11 protein-coding genes are annotated in these 14,175 nt (G+C 65.7%); 9 read left to right on the forward strand and 2 right to left on the reverse strand.

Annotated features, from left to right (window positions below):
- Nucleotides 1-21: 21 nt before the first annotated feature.
- From AC2EAL_RS11230 to AC2EAL_RS11255, 6 genes are all read left to right on the forward strand, one after another.
- The gene (locus tag AC2EAL_RS11230; protein ID WP_484724303.1) at nucleotides 22-357 is read left to right on the forward strand and encodes a sarcosine oxidase subunit delta; all 336 of its coding nucleotides are present in this window, start codon (nucleotides 22-24) and stop codon (nucleotides 355-357) included.
- Complete coding sequence (locus AC2EAL_RS11235) at nucleotides 354-3,272, forward strand: sarcosine oxidase subunit alpha family protein (RefSeq protein ID WP_484724304.1); 2,919 nt, start codon at nucleotides 354-356, stop codon at nucleotides 3,270-3,272. The genes AC2EAL_RS11230 and AC2EAL_RS11235 overlap by 4 nt, the downstream gene beginning before the upstream one ends.
- Nucleotides 3,265-3,810, forward strand: coding sequence for a sarcosine oxidase subunit gamma (locus AC2EAL_RS11240; protein WP_484724305.1), 546 nt, complete (start codon nucleotides 3,265-3,267; stop codon nucleotides 3,808-3,810). Before AC2EAL_RS11235 ends, AC2EAL_RS11240 begins: the two co-directional genes overlap by 8 nt.
- 91 nt (nucleotides 3,811-3,901) lie before the next feature.
- Nucleotides 3,902-4,309 carry a hypothetical protein gene (locus tag AC2EAL_RS11245; protein ID WP_484724306.1) on the forward strand — a complete coding sequence of 136 codons (408 nt, stop codon included), beginning with the start codon at nucleotides 3,902-3,904 and terminating at the stop codon, nucleotides 4,307-4,309.
- A gap of 123 nt (nucleotides 4,310-4,432) precedes the next feature.
- The gene (locus tag AC2EAL_RS11250) at nucleotides 4,433-5,035 is read left to right on the forward strand and encodes a superoxide dismutase (RefSeq protein ID WP_484724307.1); all 603 of its coding nucleotides are present in this window, start codon (nucleotides 4,433-4,435) and stop codon (nucleotides 5,033-5,035) included.
- Between the two features lie 63 nt (nucleotides 5,036-5,098).
- Nucleotides 5,099-6,169, forward strand: a complete 1,071-nt coding sequence (locus tag AC2EAL_RS11255; protein WP_484724308.1) for a TraB/GumN family protein — start codon at nucleotides 5,099-5,101, stop codon at nucleotides 6,167-6,169.
- On the opposite strand, the gene AC2EAL_RS11260 is transcribed toward AC2EAL_RS11255, so the two are convergent.
- The gene (locus AC2EAL_RS11260) at nucleotides 6,166-6,705 is read right to left on the reverse strand and encodes an LOG family protein (protein ID WP_484724309.1); all 540 of its coding nucleotides are present in this window, start codon (nucleotides 6,703-6,705) and stop codon (nucleotides 6,166-6,168) included. The genes AC2EAL_RS11255 and AC2EAL_RS11260 overlap by 4 nt on opposite strands.
- Before the next feature lie 97 nt (nucleotides 6,706-6,802).
- Here AC2EAL_RS11260 and AC2EAL_RS11265 point away from each other — a divergent pair, with 97 nt between their 5' ends.
- Nucleotides 6,803-8,311 (forward strand): LysM peptidoglycan-binding domain-containing protein, encoded by a 1,509-nt coding sequence (locus AC2EAL_RS11265; RefSeq protein ID WP_484724310.1) that lies wholly within the window; start codon nucleotides 6,803-6,805, stop codon nucleotides 8,309-8,311.
- On the opposite strand, the gene AC2EAL_RS11270 is transcribed toward AC2EAL_RS11265, so the two are convergent.
- Nucleotides 8,278-8,637, reverse strand: a complete 360-nt coding sequence (locus AC2EAL_RS11270) for an ArsR/SmtB family transcription factor (protein ID WP_484724311.1) — start codon at nucleotides 8,635-8,637, stop codon at nucleotides 8,278-8,280. The two genes, AC2EAL_RS11265 and AC2EAL_RS11270, sit on opposite strands and share 34 nt — an antisense overlap.
- Before the next feature lie 145 nt (nucleotides 8,638-8,782).
- Between AC2EAL_RS11270 and AC2EAL_RS11275 the strand changes: the two genes are divergently transcribed.
- Together AC2EAL_RS11275 and AC2EAL_RS11280 are read left to right on the forward strand one after the other, a co-directional pair.
- Nucleotides 8,783-10,648: an ABCB family ABC transporter ATP-binding protein/permease gene (locus tag AC2EAL_RS11275; RefSeq protein WP_484724477.1), complete on the forward strand. Its 1,866-nt coding sequence runs from the start codon at nucleotides 8,783-8,785 to the stop codon at nucleotides 10,646-10,648.
- A 91-nt stretch (nucleotides 10,649-10,739) separates the two neighbouring features.
- Nucleotides 10,740-14,096, forward strand: coding sequence for a caspase family protein (locus AC2EAL_RS11280; protein ID WP_484724312.1), 3,357 nt, complete (start codon nucleotides 10,740-10,742; stop codon nucleotides 14,094-14,096).
- The last annotated feature ends 79 nt before the right edge of the window (nucleotides 14,097-14,175 follow it).

A 14,175-nucleotide genomic window follows, 5' to 3' on the forward strand; every position in this document is an offset into this window, starting at 1 on the left:
TCTGATCCCGGAAGTCACGCCATGCTGATCCTCGAATGCCCCTACTGCGGCGTGAAGGCCGAAGAAACCGAGCTGTCGCCCGGCTACGAGGCGCATCTGAAGCGCTTCGGACCGGGCTCCAGTCCCGAGGAGTTCGAGGCCTACATGTTCGCCCGGAAGAACCCCAAGGGCGTCCATTTCGAACGCTGGCGGCACACTTACGGCTGCGGCAAGTGGTTCCTCGCGGCCCGCTGCACCGCCACGCTGGAGGTGTTCGGCACCTATCCCGCGCAGGTCTCCGAACCGCCGCCCGACATCATTGCGAAGATCCAGGCCCGCCGCCCCGGCTGGCAGCCTGACGGAAAGGCGCCGAAATGAGCACGCGTCTTGCCAAGGGCGGCCGGTTGATCGACCGGACCGCGCCAGTCGAGTTTTCCTTCAACGGCAAGCGGTTGCGGGGCTATCAGGGGGATTCTCTTGCGGCTGGCCTTCTGGCCAACGACCAGGTCCTGGTCGGCCGCAGCTTCAAGTACCACCGCCCGCGCGGCATCGTCGCCTCGGGGCCGGAGGAGCCGAACGCGCTCGTCAACCTCGGCTCCGGTGCCCGGCTGGAACCGAACCAGCGCACCACCACGACCGAACTTTTCGACGGACTGGAGTGCACGTCGCAGAACCACTGGCCCAGCCTCGACTTCGACATGGGCGTGGTGAACAACTACGCTTCCCGCTTCATGCCTGCGGGCTTCTACTACAAGACCTTCATCCACCCGCGCCCGGCGTGGAAGCACCTGTTCGAACCCTTCATCCGCCGCGCCGCCGGTCTGGGGAAGGCGCCCACCACCGGCGATGCTGACCGGTATGAACAGGCCTATGCTTTCTGCGATGTGCTGGTGGTAGGTGCAGGGATCGCGGGGCTGAAGGCCGCGAAGGCCGCAGCCGACAAAGGCCAACGCGTGATCCTGCTAGAGCAGGCCCCGGTCCTCGGCGGCCGCGCCCCGGTCGACCAGGCAGTGGTGGATGGCAAGCCGGTCGAGGACTGGCTGTCCGCCATGGAAGCAGACCTCGCCGCCCGCGACAACGTCACCGTCCGCACCCGTACCTGCGGCTTCGGCGTCTATGACCACGGCTATGTCCTCGCCGACGAACGCGTCGCCGACCACACGCCGGGTGACGGCCGCCCCAAACACCGCCTCTGGCGCATCCGGGCGGGCAGGATCATCAGCGCAACCGGCGCCATCGAACGACCCCTGAGCTTTGCCGGAAACGACATCCCTGGCGTCATGCTGGCTTCTGCCGTCCGCGATTACGTGGTGAACTACGCCGTCTCACCCGGTGACCGCACCGTAGTCGTCACCAACAACGATTCTGCCTACCAGACCGCCCTCGCGCTGAAAGCCGCAGGCCTTGACGTTCCTGCCATCCTCGACGCCCGCGACAGCGCGACCGGCGCTCTGCCCGAGGCCGCCCGTGCCGGAGGCATCCGGGTCCTGACTGGCAAGGCCATCGCCAAGGTCAAGGGCGGCAAGCGCGTGACCGGCGTCGCCATCTGCGCCCAGGCCGGGGAAGGGGCCGTCCAGGAAGAAATCGCCTGCGAGGCCGTCGCCATGTCGGGCGGCTGGTCGCCTGTCGTTCACCTTTTCAGCCACTGCGGCGGCAAGCTACTCTGGGACGAAACGATCTCTGCCTTCATCCCCGACCCCAAGCGCCCGCCCCTGAACCACGACGGCTCCGCGATGGTGGAAGTCGTGGGCAGCGCCGCTGGTGACCTCGACCTGTCCGGCACCCCGGTAGCTATCCCGCCCGTCTGGGTCATGCCGCAAGGCGCGCCGATCCAGTTGCGCTCGAAGATGTGGCTCGACTACCAGAACGACGTGAAGGTCAGTGACGTGCAACTCGCCAGCCGCGAGGGCTATGTCTCGGTCGAACACACCAAGCGCTACACCACGCTCGGCATGGCGACCGATCAGGGAAAACTCAGCAACATCAACGGACTCGCCGTCCTTGCTGAGACTTTGGGTCAAGAGATCCCGCAGGTCGGCACTACCACCTTCCGCCCGCCCTACACGCCCGTCACCATCGGCGCGCTGGCCGGGGAAAGCCGGGGTGAGATCTTCCAGCCTCTGCGCCGCACTCCGATGCATGCCCAGCACGAAGCCGCCGGGGCCTACTTCGAACCCGTCGGCCTGTGGCGCCGCCCCTACTGCTTCCCGCGGGCGGGTGAGACCCATGAACAGGCCGTCCACCGCGAGGTGCTGAACACCCGCCAGAACCTCGGCCTCCTCGACGCCTCGACCCTCGGCAAGATCATCGTCAAAGGCCCCGACGCGGGCCGTTTTCTCGACATGCTCTACACCGGCGTCATGTCCACGCTGCCCATCGGCAAGTGCCGCTACGGCCTGATGTGCAACGAACAGGGCTTCCTCTCCGATGACGGAGTCGTGGCCCGGATCGACGAAGACACCTGGCTCTGCCACACGACCTCGGGCGGGGCCGACCGCATCCATGCCTGGATGGAGGACTGGCTGCAGTGCGAATGGTGGGACTGGAAGGTCTACACCGCCAACGTGACCGAGCAATACGCGCAAGTTGCTGTCGTTGGCCCGAACGCGCGGAAACTCCTGCAAGTCCTTGGTGGCATGGATGTTTCCAAGGAAGCGCTTCCCTTCATGCAATGGGCGGACGGCACTTTGGCGGGCTTCCCGGTCCGGGTCTACCGGATCAGCTTCTCGGGCGAACTCAGCTACGAAATCGCCGTCCCTGCCAGCCACGGCGCGGCTTTCTGGAACGCCTGTACCGAGGCGGGCAAGGCCCTTGGCGCCATGCCCTATGGTACCGAATGCCTGCACGTGATGCGCGCCGAAAAGGGCTTCATCATGATCGGGGACGAAACCGACGGGACCGTGATTCCGCAGGACCTCGGCCTCGATTGGGCGATTTCCAAGAAGAAGACCGACTATCTGGGCAAGCGCGGCCAGGAACGCACTTTCCTCGCCAGCCCCGACCGCTGGAAACTCGTCGGCTTCGAAACCCTCGACGGCTCGGTCATCCCCGATGGCGCCTACATCGTCGCCGAGGGCACCAACGCCAACGGCCAGCGCAACACCCAAGGCCGCGTGACCTCGACCTACTACTCGCCGACGCTGAAGCGCGGCATTGCGATGGGGCTTCTCAAGCACGGACCCACCCGCATGGGCGAGGTGGTAGAGTTCAACACGGTCCTCGGCGGCACCGTCAAGGCGCGGGTCCGCGACACGGTCTTCTATGACAAGGACGGGGAGAAGCAGAATGTCTGATCCGGTCAGCGCGCTGAACGGCGCCAGCTTCCAGGGCTTTGCCAGCATCCGCGAAATCGGCCCGCTCGGCATGATAACCTTGCGCGCCAAGGGCCTGAAATCGCTGGACAAGGCGATCAAGGCCGTCACCGGCACCAAGACCCCCGCCCAGCGGCGGATCGAAGTGAACGGCGACCGCGCCTGCGGCTGGATGAGCCCGGACGAATATCTTCTGATCGTCCCATACGCCCAGGTCGCGGACGCCCTCGCGAAGTTGGCAAAGGCCCTGGCCGGGGAACACCACCTTGCCGTCGATGTCTCGGACGCCCGCGCGGTGTTCCGGATCGAAGGGGACAAGGCCGCAGACGTCCTGCGCAAACTGTCGCCCGTCGACTTTGACCGGCTGGAGCCGGGAGAGCTTCGCCGCAGCCGCGCGGCCCAGGTTGCCGCCGCGATGTGGGTGCAGGACGGCGGCTACACCCTGGTCTGCTTCCGCTCGGTCGCCGGTTACGTCATGGGCCTACTGACCCATTCGGCCCAGCCGGGGTCCGACTTGTAACCGGTATCTTCAATCGTCGGCAAAACCTTGCTTGACCCCGGCCTCGCGGTTGGGGTGTACTGCCTTTGAATGCAACCCTTACGAGTGTCCCATGAACCTGCGTGCCCTTGCCGTTTCGGCTTTCCTGTCTGTAATCCCGTCCATTTCCCAAGCGCTTACCCTGGAATGCACCATTCCGCAGTCCAACGCCGGGGGCGGCTACATCACCGAGCTTTACGTCCTGCAGTATGACGAGGCTTCGGGCCAGGCGATCGTCTCGGATGGGCTGATCATGTACTACAACAACGAACAGCCGATGAAGGCGAAAGTGTCGGAAGACACGGCCAACAAGCTGGTCCTGTCCTGGAACGTCCAGATGACCAACTCGACCGGCCAGATGACCAAGATGCAGTTCCGGGCCTCGTACTTCAAGACCAACAAGTCGATCACGGTCCGTGCCGTTCCGGGCGGTGGCTATGCCAACGATTTCGAAGGCCGCGGCAAGTGCAAGGCCGTCTGACCTGACGAATGCGACCAGCGGGAACCCTCCCGCTTGCCGACCGTTGACTTGATGCCGGTTGGCCTTGACCTTCCGGCATCCAGCCCTCTTATTCGTGGCAAGCATTCAACAGGAGAGACTCCCATGGCCTTCACCCTACCCGATCTGCCCTACGCTCACGATGCCCTGGCCTCGCTCGGCATGTCGAAGGAGACGCTGGAGTATCACCACGACCTCCACCACAAGGCCTATGTCGACAACGGCAACAAGCTGATCGCCGGGACCGAGTGGGAATCGAAGTCGCTGGAAGACATCGTCCGCGGTACCTATCAGGCTGGTGCGGTCGCCCAGAACGGCATCTTCAACAACGCCTCCCAGCACTGGAACCACAACATGTTCTGGACCTGGATGGGCCCGGGTGAGGCGAAGAAGATGCCGGGCGCGCTGGAAAAGGCGCTGACCGACAGCTTCGGCTCGGTCCAGAAGTTCAAGGACGACTTCGCCGCCGCAGGTGCGGGCCAGTTCGGCTCGGGCTGGTGCTGGCTGGTGAAGGACAAGGACGGCAGCCTCAAGGTCACCAAGACCGAAAACGGCGTGAACCCGCTTTGCTTTGGCCAGACCGCTCTCCTCGGCTGCGACGTGTGGGAGCATTCCTACTACATCGACTTCCGCAACAAGCGTCCGGCTTACCTCACCAACTTCCTGGAAAAGCTGGTGAACTGGGAAGCCGTTGCCGCCGGCCTGTAAGACCCCGGGCCCTGCGGCGTCCGTCGCAGGGCCTTTTTTGTCCATGCAGGCAAGGAGTAGCGAGTGCGCGCAAGCCGGAATGCCCTTGCCTTCACCTCCCTTATCTCCCTTGCCTGCGTCGCCGCAGGCTGCGCCGGCAACGCCCAAGACTGGTTTACCCCCGAAGCCTGCCTGATCAAGGAGGCCCGGATCGATCCGGGTGCATACCCGCCCGCGCTGGAACAGCAGTTCAGGACGCAGCTTGCCGACATCCCGAACCCCAACGGCAGGCTTTGGCGGGTCGTTGCCGCGGACGGAGCCACCTCGCACCTCTGGGGCAGCTACCACACGCCGCACCCGCTGCTTCTGGACCTGCCCGACACCTTCCGCTCGATCCTGGCCGAGGCCCGGGTCGTCGCGCTGGAGTTCGACTACCTGCCCGACAGCCGCGCCGATCTGCAAAACGCCTTCCAGGTCGACAGCATGTGGCTCCCCTGGGAAGCCAATCGCGAGTACCGGGCCGACATCGCGCCCGAGGTGCTGGGCTGGATCACCCAACGGATGACCGACATCGACTGGGACCCGACCTATCTGCCCGACATGACCGACGCGGGTCTCTTGCAGCTTCTGGTCGGCGACCCTTGCGGTGACTACCTGGTCAGCGTGCTGCTCGGCCAAGACTTCTACATCGCGCAACAGGCGCTCTTGGCCGGGGCCGAGGTTACCGGCCTGCAGCGGCCCGAGGATCTGGCAAACCAACTGAACGATCCCAGTCGCGCCGCGAACGCCCGGGCGCTGATCAAGCTTTATGCGGCCGGTCTCGGGCCAGACGGCGCCGATCCGGTCCTGCGGTCGACGGCCTACGCCTTGTACCTGCAAGGCAGGCTTGCCGAGTTAGACCTCTGGTCTTCCGAGTGGCTGAAGGGCTTCTACGGCCCGGAAGAAGCCGCCCGCATCGAAGGACTGGCCGAAGACTACATCCTGATCGAGCGGAACGGCTTCTTCGCCGCCGACGCCCGACCCCTGCTTGACCAGGGCGGCGCGGTCCTCGTCGTCGGCGCCTCGCACCTTCCGGGAGAACTCGGGATGGTCGAGCTTCTGCGCGACGCGGGCTATCGGGTAGAGCGCGTGCCGCTGCCGGGCGAGCCGCCCTAAAGCACCGCTTCCAGCGCCGCCTCCAGCCCCGCCACGTCCGGCACGACCCGGAAATGGCGCTTCAGCCCCTCATCCGCGAAGCCTTCCGCGATCACGTGGTCGATCAGCCCCACCAGCGGCTGCCAGTAGCCATCGACATCCAGAAGCAGGATCGGCTTCCCGTGCAGCCCGATCTGCGCCCAGGTCAGCACTTCGAAGAACTCGTCCAGCGACCCGGCACCCCCCGGCAGCACCACCACCGCGTCCGAGTTCATGAACATCACCTTCTTGCGTTCATGCATATCCTCGGTGATGACCATCGCGGACCGGTCCCGCTCCATCCGTTCGCGGCCCAGAAGATGCACCGGGATCACCCCCAGCTTCGGCCCGTCGGACGCCTTGGCCACCTCGCCCATCAGCCCTACGTCCCCCGCCCCGAACACCAGCCGCCACCCCCGCCGCGCCAGCATCGCCCCGGTCGCCCTTGCGGCCTCGGCGTATCGGGGGTTGTGGCCAGGACGTGAGCCGCAGAAGACGCAGACAGATCGCAGGGGCATGGCGGGTCCTGAAAAAAGGTTGCTTTGCCCCGTCATATAGAGATTCCTGATCACAACAAATGCAAAGCGGCGAAACCACGCCGGGGGAGAGACGGGGATGTCGGCATTCGGGGCCTTGGACCGCAAGACACGGCTTGCCATCCTGCTTTTGGGTGGGGCGCTGGTGGCGGGGGTCGGATACACTGGCTGGCAGATGACCCGGCCCGTTCCGCAGGTCGAGCCTGCCGCTGCGGCCCAGGACAGCGCGAACGCACCTGCTGCTGATACCGCCGACACGACAAAGCCTGAAGAGTCTGCGGCGGAACCCGCTGCCGAAGCTGCTCCGGAAACCGCGGCCACGGCCGAAACCGCCGCTGCCGATCCGGACGCCAGTGCAGCGCCGGCCGAAGACCCTGCCGCTGATCCGGAAACTGCCACTGCACCTGCCGCCGAACCCGCTCCGGTCGTCCCGCCGGTGATCGACACCTGGCGCGTGGCGGCGGATGGCGAGGCTGTCGTTTCGGGCAGCGCCAGCCCGGGGGCTGCGGTCGACGTGGTGGTCGACGAAAAGACCGTTGCCAGCGGTACGGCCACCGCCTCGGGCGACTTTGCCATTCTCTTCACGCTTCCGGCCAATCCGAACCCCAGCCTGATGTGGCTTTCGATGACCCCTCCGGGCCAGTCCCCGGTCGCCTCTGTCCAGATGGTCGCCCTTGGACCGATCGAGGGACCAAAGCCCGAGGTCGCCGCCGACGCCTCCGCCGCTGAAAGCACGGACCTGGCACTGGCCGAACCCGCGGCCCCCCCGGCGCTCCTGCTGTCCGAAGAGGGCGCGGTCGTGCTGCAGGATGCCGCCCCAGCGGTGCCCGAGGCTGATGCCCAGCCTGCCACGGGACCGACTGCTTCGGTGATGATCGACACGATCTCCTACACGCCTGACGGCGAAGTGCAGGTCGGCGGACGCGGGCAGGGCGGGGCGGGGCTGCGGCTTTATGTCGATAACGCCGAAAAGCTGACCCTGCAGATTTCCGATGCCGGAACCTGGCTGACGACGCTGCCCGACACGCCGCCCGGGATCTACACCCTGCGCGCCGATCAGCTGGATGCCGAGGGCAAGGTCACCTCGCGCTTCGAGACACCCTTCAAGCGCGAGACGCTGGAAGCCCTGGCAGTCGCCTCAGGTGCGGACCTGCCTGAACCCGCTCCGCAGGACACCGCTGCTGCCTTGCCCGAGGCTCCGGTCCAGCCTGACCTGGCAGATACCACCACGGAAGTCGCCGAGACCGCCGAGGCACCCGCTGAACCCGAGGCCGCGCCTGCAGCGGCGACCGAACCGGCACCGGATACGGAAACCGCTGTCGATCCAGCCCCGGCCGAGGTCGCCACGGCCGAGCCCGCCGCCGCGCCGGATGCGCCCGCCGTTGCCCAGGCCGATCCGCCCGCCACCACACCCGCCCCGGTCACCGTCACCGTGCAGCCGGGCTTCACCCTGTGGGGCATCGCCCAGGAACGCTATGGCGACGGCGTCCTCTACGTGCAGGTGTTCGAGGCGAACAAGGACAAGATCAAGGACCCCAACCTGATCTACCCAGGTCAGGTGTTCTCAGTCCCCGAAAGCGCGCCTTGAAGGACATCGGTCCCATGCGTACAGGCCGCGCGGATCTCCGGGTGGTCGCAGCAGCAATGGTTCAGCACATAAGCGATGGTGGACCCGATCCCGCTTGGATCGACGCTGTAGAACACGTTCCGGGCGGACTTACGCGACCGCAGCAGTCCCGCCTGTTCCAGCGCCGACAGGTGGAACGAAAGGCGCGGGGCGGCCAGGCCCAAGGCCTCGGCAATCTGGCCCGCCGACATGCCCTCCGCGCCCTGCGGGGTCAGCAGGCGGATCAGGTCCAGCCTCGTTTCATGCGCAAGCGCAGAAAGGGCGGCAAGGGCTTTACTTCGGTCCATCGTTCAACTATTCAAGAAGCGTTGAATTGACACTAGCCTAAGCGAGACCGCCGCGCAATGCCGTTGGCGGGGCCAGGAATCGAGAATGCGCCGCACCACTTCGACTGCCACGTCCTCCGACGCCGGACCCCCCCGCGCGCCGGCCATGACCACCCTGCGCCGCGTGGTTCCCTACCTTTGGCCCGAAGGGCAGGGCTGGGTTAAGCGCCGGGTCATTATCTCGCTCCTGTTCCTTCTGGCGGCCAAGCTCGTCTCGGTCGCAACCCCCTACATCTACAAGCTTGCCGTCGACAGCCTTGCGGGTGAGGCCGGCACCGACCCCCGCGCCCTGATCGGACTTGGCGCGGTGGGCCTGGTCGTCGCCTACGGCCTCGCCCGCCTTGGCTCCGTCGTCTTCGGCGAGCTCCGCGATGCCGTCTTCGTCCGCGTCGGCCAACGCGCCATCCGGCGTCTGGCGATCGAGACCTTCACCCACATCCATCAGCTCAGCTTGCGCTACCACATCACCCGCAAGACCGGCGGCCTGAGCCGTATCATCGAACGCGGGGTCAAGGGCGTCGACTTCCTGCTCCGCTTCATGCTCCTCTCGATCGGGCCGCTGATCCTGGAACTGACCATGGTCGCGGTGATCTTTGCGCTTGTCTTCGGCTGGCAATACGCCGCCGTCGTCGTCGTCACCATCGCGCTCTATGTCTGGTTCACCTTCACCGTCACCGAATGGCGCGTGAAGCTGCGGCGCGAGATGAACGACCAGGACACCGATGCCAACCAGAAAGCGATCGACAGCCTCCTCAACTTCGAAACCGTCAAGTATTTCAACGCAGAACAGCGCGAGGCCGATCGCTACGACGGCGCCATGCGGCAGTACGAAACCGCCGCCGTCAAGACCGGCCTGTCGCTGTCGTTCCTGAACATCGGCCAGGCGACGCTCATCACCACCGGCCTCGTCATCGTCATGGCGATGAGCGCTCTGGGCGTCCGCGCGGGCACTCTGACCGTGGGCGATTTCGTCATGGTCAACGCCTACATGATCCAGATCACCATGCCGCTGAACTTCCTCGGCACCGTCTACCGCGAAATCCGGCAGGCCCTGGTCGACATGGGCGAGATGTTCGGTCTTCTTGGACAGCCCGCCGAAATCACCGACGCGCCCGACGCCAAGCCCCTGCAGGTCCGCGCGGGCGAGATCACCTTCGACAACGTCCATTTCGGCTATGAGCCGACGCGCGAAATCCTCAAGGGCGTCTCCTTCACCCTGAAACCCGGCCAGAAGCTTGCCCTTGTCGGCCATTCCGGCAGCGGCAAGTCCACCATCGGGCGGCTTCTGTTCCGCTTCTACGACGTGACCTCAGGCGCAGTTCGCATCGACGGGCAGGACCTGCGCGAAGTGACGCAATCCTCGCTCCACGCCCAGATCGGCGTCGTGCCGCAGGACACCGTCCTGTTCAATGATACCATCCGCTACAACATCGCCTACGGCAAGGCGAACGCCTCCGAGGCCGAGATCATCGCCGCCGCCAAGGCCGCCCGCATCCACGACTTCGTGTCCAGTCTGCCCGAAGGCTATGAGACCAAGGTCGGCGAACGCGGGTTGAAGCTCTCCGGCGGCGAAAAGCAGCGCGTCGGCATCGCGCGGACGCTCTTGAAGAACCCACCGATCCTTATCCTGGATGAAGCCACCAGCGCGCTTGACACCCAGACCGAACGCTCGATCCAGGAAAGCCTGGGCGAGATGGGGAAAGGGCGCAGCGTCATCACCATCGCCCACCGTCTGTCCACCATCGCCGATGCCGACCAGATCCTGGTTATGGACGAAGGCAGGGTTGTCGAACGCGGCACACATGAGGAACTCCTGGAATCTGGCGGGGTCTACGCAGCGATGTGGCAGCGCCAGATCATGGAGGGCGAAGACTTTGCCAGCCCGGTGGTCGAGCTCCCGGGCGCAACGCCGGTCAACCCGAACAAGGACGTGTCACTGGAACGCAACTTCCGGGCCGTTCCCATCGGCTGACGGAACCGTGAAGCCCGTCAGATGACAGGCTTTTTCCTTTGACCATCCGGTCAGGCTTCAGCATTCTGCCGCCACCCTTCTGGAGTGGGTGATGCTTCTGCGGCGTCTTGGTCTTGTGTTGATCCTGTGGCTTTGCGGCGTCACCGTCGCGCTGGCCGAAAAGCGCGTGGCGCTGCTGATCGGCGCGGACGATTACCAGACGATCCGCCCGCTGTCGAACCCCGCCAACGATGTCCGTGCGTTGGAAGAGGTGCTGGAAAATCTGGATTTCCAGGTCTTCGTCGAAACCAACCGCGATCTCAGGCGCACCCGCCGCGCGCTTGAGGATTTCAAGGAAGACGCCGCCGGGGCCGATGTCGCGTTGTTCTTCTTCGCGGGCCACGGCGTCGCCATCGACGGGGTGAACTACCTGCTGCCGACCGACGCCGACGCCTCCTCCGCCGAAAGGCTTACTGAGACCGCGCTGCCCCTGTCCGAGGCGCAAGAGGCGATCCAGTCCGTCGCGCCGGTCGCCATCATCCTCTTGGATGCCTGCCGCGACGATCCGTTCAACGGTGGCGGAACCGAAGGCCGCGGGGCCGCCGCGCTGGAAGATGATCCGCCCACCGCCGGGAAACCCGTCCCTGGCCTCGGCCGCATCGGTCGCGCGGACGGTGTCCTTTTCGCCTTTGCCGCCGCACCCGGGGAAACCGCCTCGGATGGCGACGGGCAGAACTCGCCCTTCACCGCGGCCCTCGTCCGCCATTTCGCCACCGCCGGGGTCGAACTCCGCACTGCCCTCACCCTTGTCCAGCAGGACGTCTACGACCGCAGCCGCGGCAAGCAGCTTCCGTACATCGAATCCGGTCTCCCCGAACTTGTCTTCATCACCGGCCAGGGCGCGCTGCCCGAACGCGACCAGCTGCTGATCGCGATGGCGAACCTGACGCCCGACATCCGGGCCGAGGTCGAAACCCTCGCCACCTCGCGCAACCTGCCGCTCGCGCCCCTCTACGCGGCCCTCCTCTCCGCCGACCTCGACGCCCAGACGCCCGAGGAACGCGCCGCCATGCTGTTGGAGGCCGCGCAGTCCTACGAAAGCTTCCAGTCCGAACTGCAGAAGTTCCAGTCCGACGACCCCCGCGTCGCCGACCTCCGCGCCAAAGCCGAGGAGCAGCTGACCCTTGGTGCCTTCGATGCCGCCCGCGGCCTTCTGACCGACGCCGCCGAAATCGACGCGGGCGCCCGCACCACGATCAAGGAAACCTTCCTGTCGCGCACCCTGTCCGAAGCCGCGACCCACATGCTGAACGCCAACGCCGCCCGCACCGACCTGCGCTATGATCTGGCGATCTCCGACCTGCAGAAGGCCACCGCGCTGTATGCCGAGGTGGCCGCCGACATGGACCGCGATGCGCAGTTCTCCTACACAACTGCCCTTACCTCCCTGGGCGAGCTGAACCTTGTCGCAGGCAACACCGAGGCCGCCTGGGCCGCCTACAACACCCGCGCGACCTTTGCGCAGAAGCAGGTCGAGGCCGATGCCACCGACATCGACTGGGTGCGCGAGCTTATCTGGTCGATGAACGATCTCGGCGGCGTCCTGCAGCAGCAGGGCTACCTCAGGGAAGCCGAAACCGCCTATTCCACAGCGCTTGAGTTTTCGCGGTGGCAGTCCGACCAGCGGCCGGATGACGTTGACCTGCTGCGTGATCGGCATGTGGCGGTGAACCGGGTCGGCTCGATCCGGCTTGTCAGAGGCAATGCGACCGGGGCGCTTGAGGCGCATGTCGAGGCGCTGTCGATTGCCCAGAACCTGCTTGACGCGGAACCCGAGCGACTGACCTACCGTATGGACGTGGCGCTGACCCATGAACGGATCGGCGATGCCAAGTTTGACCTTGGTGATGTCGAAGGCGCCCGCGCCGCATATCAGACCGCGCTTGCCTTGTCCGAGGCGCTGGCCAACAAGTACCCCGGCGACGTGATGATCCGGCGCAACCTGTCGGTCAGCTATGAACGCATCGGCGACATGCTGGTGGACGAGGGCGACTTTGCCGGGGGGCTCGACACCTATGCAAAAGCCCTGGCAATCCGCGAGGAACTTGCCGCCCTCGACCCCGGCAACAAGCCGCGCCAGCGCGATCTGGCGATCAACTTCGACCGGATCGGCGATGCGCAAAAGCTGATGGGCGACATGGAGTCGGCCCAGCTATCCTATCAGGCGGCGCTGTCGATCCGGCAAAAGCTGTCCACGCTCGATCCGACCAACATGGTCTGGCAGCGCGACCTTCTGGTCAGCCTCGACCGGATGGGCGACATGCATTACGCCGCGAATGACCTTGTCGCCGCGCTGGAAGCCCAGGAGCAAGGCCGCACCATCGCCGAAACCCTGCTTGCGCTCACGCCGGACGACCGACTGAACCAGTCCGGTCTGGCAATGGCTCTGAAGAAGGTCGGCGACATCAAGAACGCGATGGGCGATGCCACCGGCGCGCGTGAGGCGTTTCAGGCGGCACTCGACCTGCAACTGGCGCTGACCGAAGCCGACCCGGCGAACCCCGACTACCAGCGCGGTGTCGCCCGTGCACAAAGCGGACTGGCCGAGCTTGACCTCGTCGGCGGAGATCGGGTTACGGCCGAGACGCGGATGGCCGATGCGGTGGCCCGCTTCACCAAGCTTGCCGGGGCCGCTCCGAATGACCCCTTGGCCCTGCGCGACCTGTCGATTGCCCAGAACATCCACGTCGCCATCCTGATGCAACTCGGCCGCAACACCGAGGCAGTCGCGCTGGGACAGGCTTCGCTGGATACCGTCGACCGGCTTCTGCAACTGGCACCAGACGACCCCGAACACTTCCGCGACCGGCTGGTGACGCTCAACCGGTTGGGCGATGCTCAGGCCGCGATGGGCGACAGCCGGGCTGCGGTGGTGACCTTCCGTGCCATGGTCGATCAGGGCAACAGCCTGCTCGACATCGATCCCTATAGCACCCGCTGGGCGAATGACCTTTCCCTCGGGCTGGTCCGCCTTGGCGATGCGCAACTCGCCACCGGCGATGTGGCCGCCGCGCTCAAAAGCCAGCAGGACGCGCTGGCCTTGCGCGACTGGCTGGTGAACCAGGACCCCTCGAACCCCGACTGGTACCGCAATCTGGCGATCAGCCAGGCTCGGGTGGCTGACGTCTTCGTGGCGCGTGACGACTACGACAGCGCGCTGCCCTACCAGGATGAATCGCTGCGCATCATGCGCGACCTCTCGACCGCCTATCCCGACGACGTTTGGTATCGGCTCGACGTCGTGAAGGCGCTGGACCAGCGCGCCGTCATCCTGCGCGACCCCACCGCCGAAAACCAGGAGGCGCTGGCGATCCTCGAGGACCTGCAAGCTGCCGGCACCCTGCCGCCCGGCTATGAAGACTGGATCGCCGGTTTCCGCAAAAGTCTGGGTCTGCCCACCGACTTCTGACCGCCGCCCGGGCGGGGCAGGGCTTGGCAACCCGCGGGCTTTGCCTGTAAGACGGGGAAAACGAAAAGTGAGGCCACTG

The sequence above is a fragment of the Tabrizicola sp. T74 genome (genome assembly GCF_057219935.1).

Bases quoted from the DNA above. Each gene is read 5' to 3' on its own strand.
- AC2EAL_RS11270 (WP_484724311.1), bottom strand. From the start codon at position 8,637: ATGGACCGAAGTAAAGCCCTTGCCGCCCTTTCTGCGCTTGCGCATGAA.
- AC2EAL_RS11260 (WP_484724309.1), bottom strand. From the start codon at position 6,705: ATGCCCCTGCGATCTGTCTGCGTCTTCTGCGGCTCACGTCCTGGCCAC.
- AC2EAL_RS11280 (WP_484724312.1), top strand. From the start codon at position 10,740: ATGCTTCTGCGGCGTCTTGGTCTTGTGTTGATCCTGTGGCTTTGCGGC.
- AC2EAL_RS11235 (WP_484724304.1), top strand. From the start codon at position 354: ATGAGCACGCGTCTTGCCAAGGGCGGCCGGTTGATCGACCGGACCGCG.
- AC2EAL_RS11245 (WP_484724306.1), top strand. From the start codon at position 3,902: ATGAACCTGCGTGCCCTTGCCGTTTCGGCTTTCCTGTCTGTAATCCCG.
- AC2EAL_RS11240 (WP_484724305.1), top strand. From the start codon at position 3,265: ATGTCTGATCCGGTCAGCGCGCTGAACGGCGCCAGCTTCCAGGGCTTT.
- AC2EAL_RS11275 (WP_484724477.1), top strand. From the start codon at position 8,783: ATGACCACCCTGCGCCGCGTGGTTCCCTACCTTTGGCCCGAAGGGCAG.
- AC2EAL_RS11230 (WP_484724303.1), top strand. From the start codon at position 22: ATGCTGATCCTCGAATGCCCCTACTGCGGCGTGAAGGCCGAAGAAACC.
- AC2EAL_RS11265 (WP_484724310.1), top strand. From the start codon at position 6,803: ATGTCGGCATTCGGGGCCTTGGACCGCAAGACACGGCTTGCCATCCTG.
- AC2EAL_RS11250 (WP_484724307.1), top strand. From the start codon at position 4,433: ATGGCCTTCACCCTACCCGATCTGCCCTACGCTCACGATGCCCTGGCC.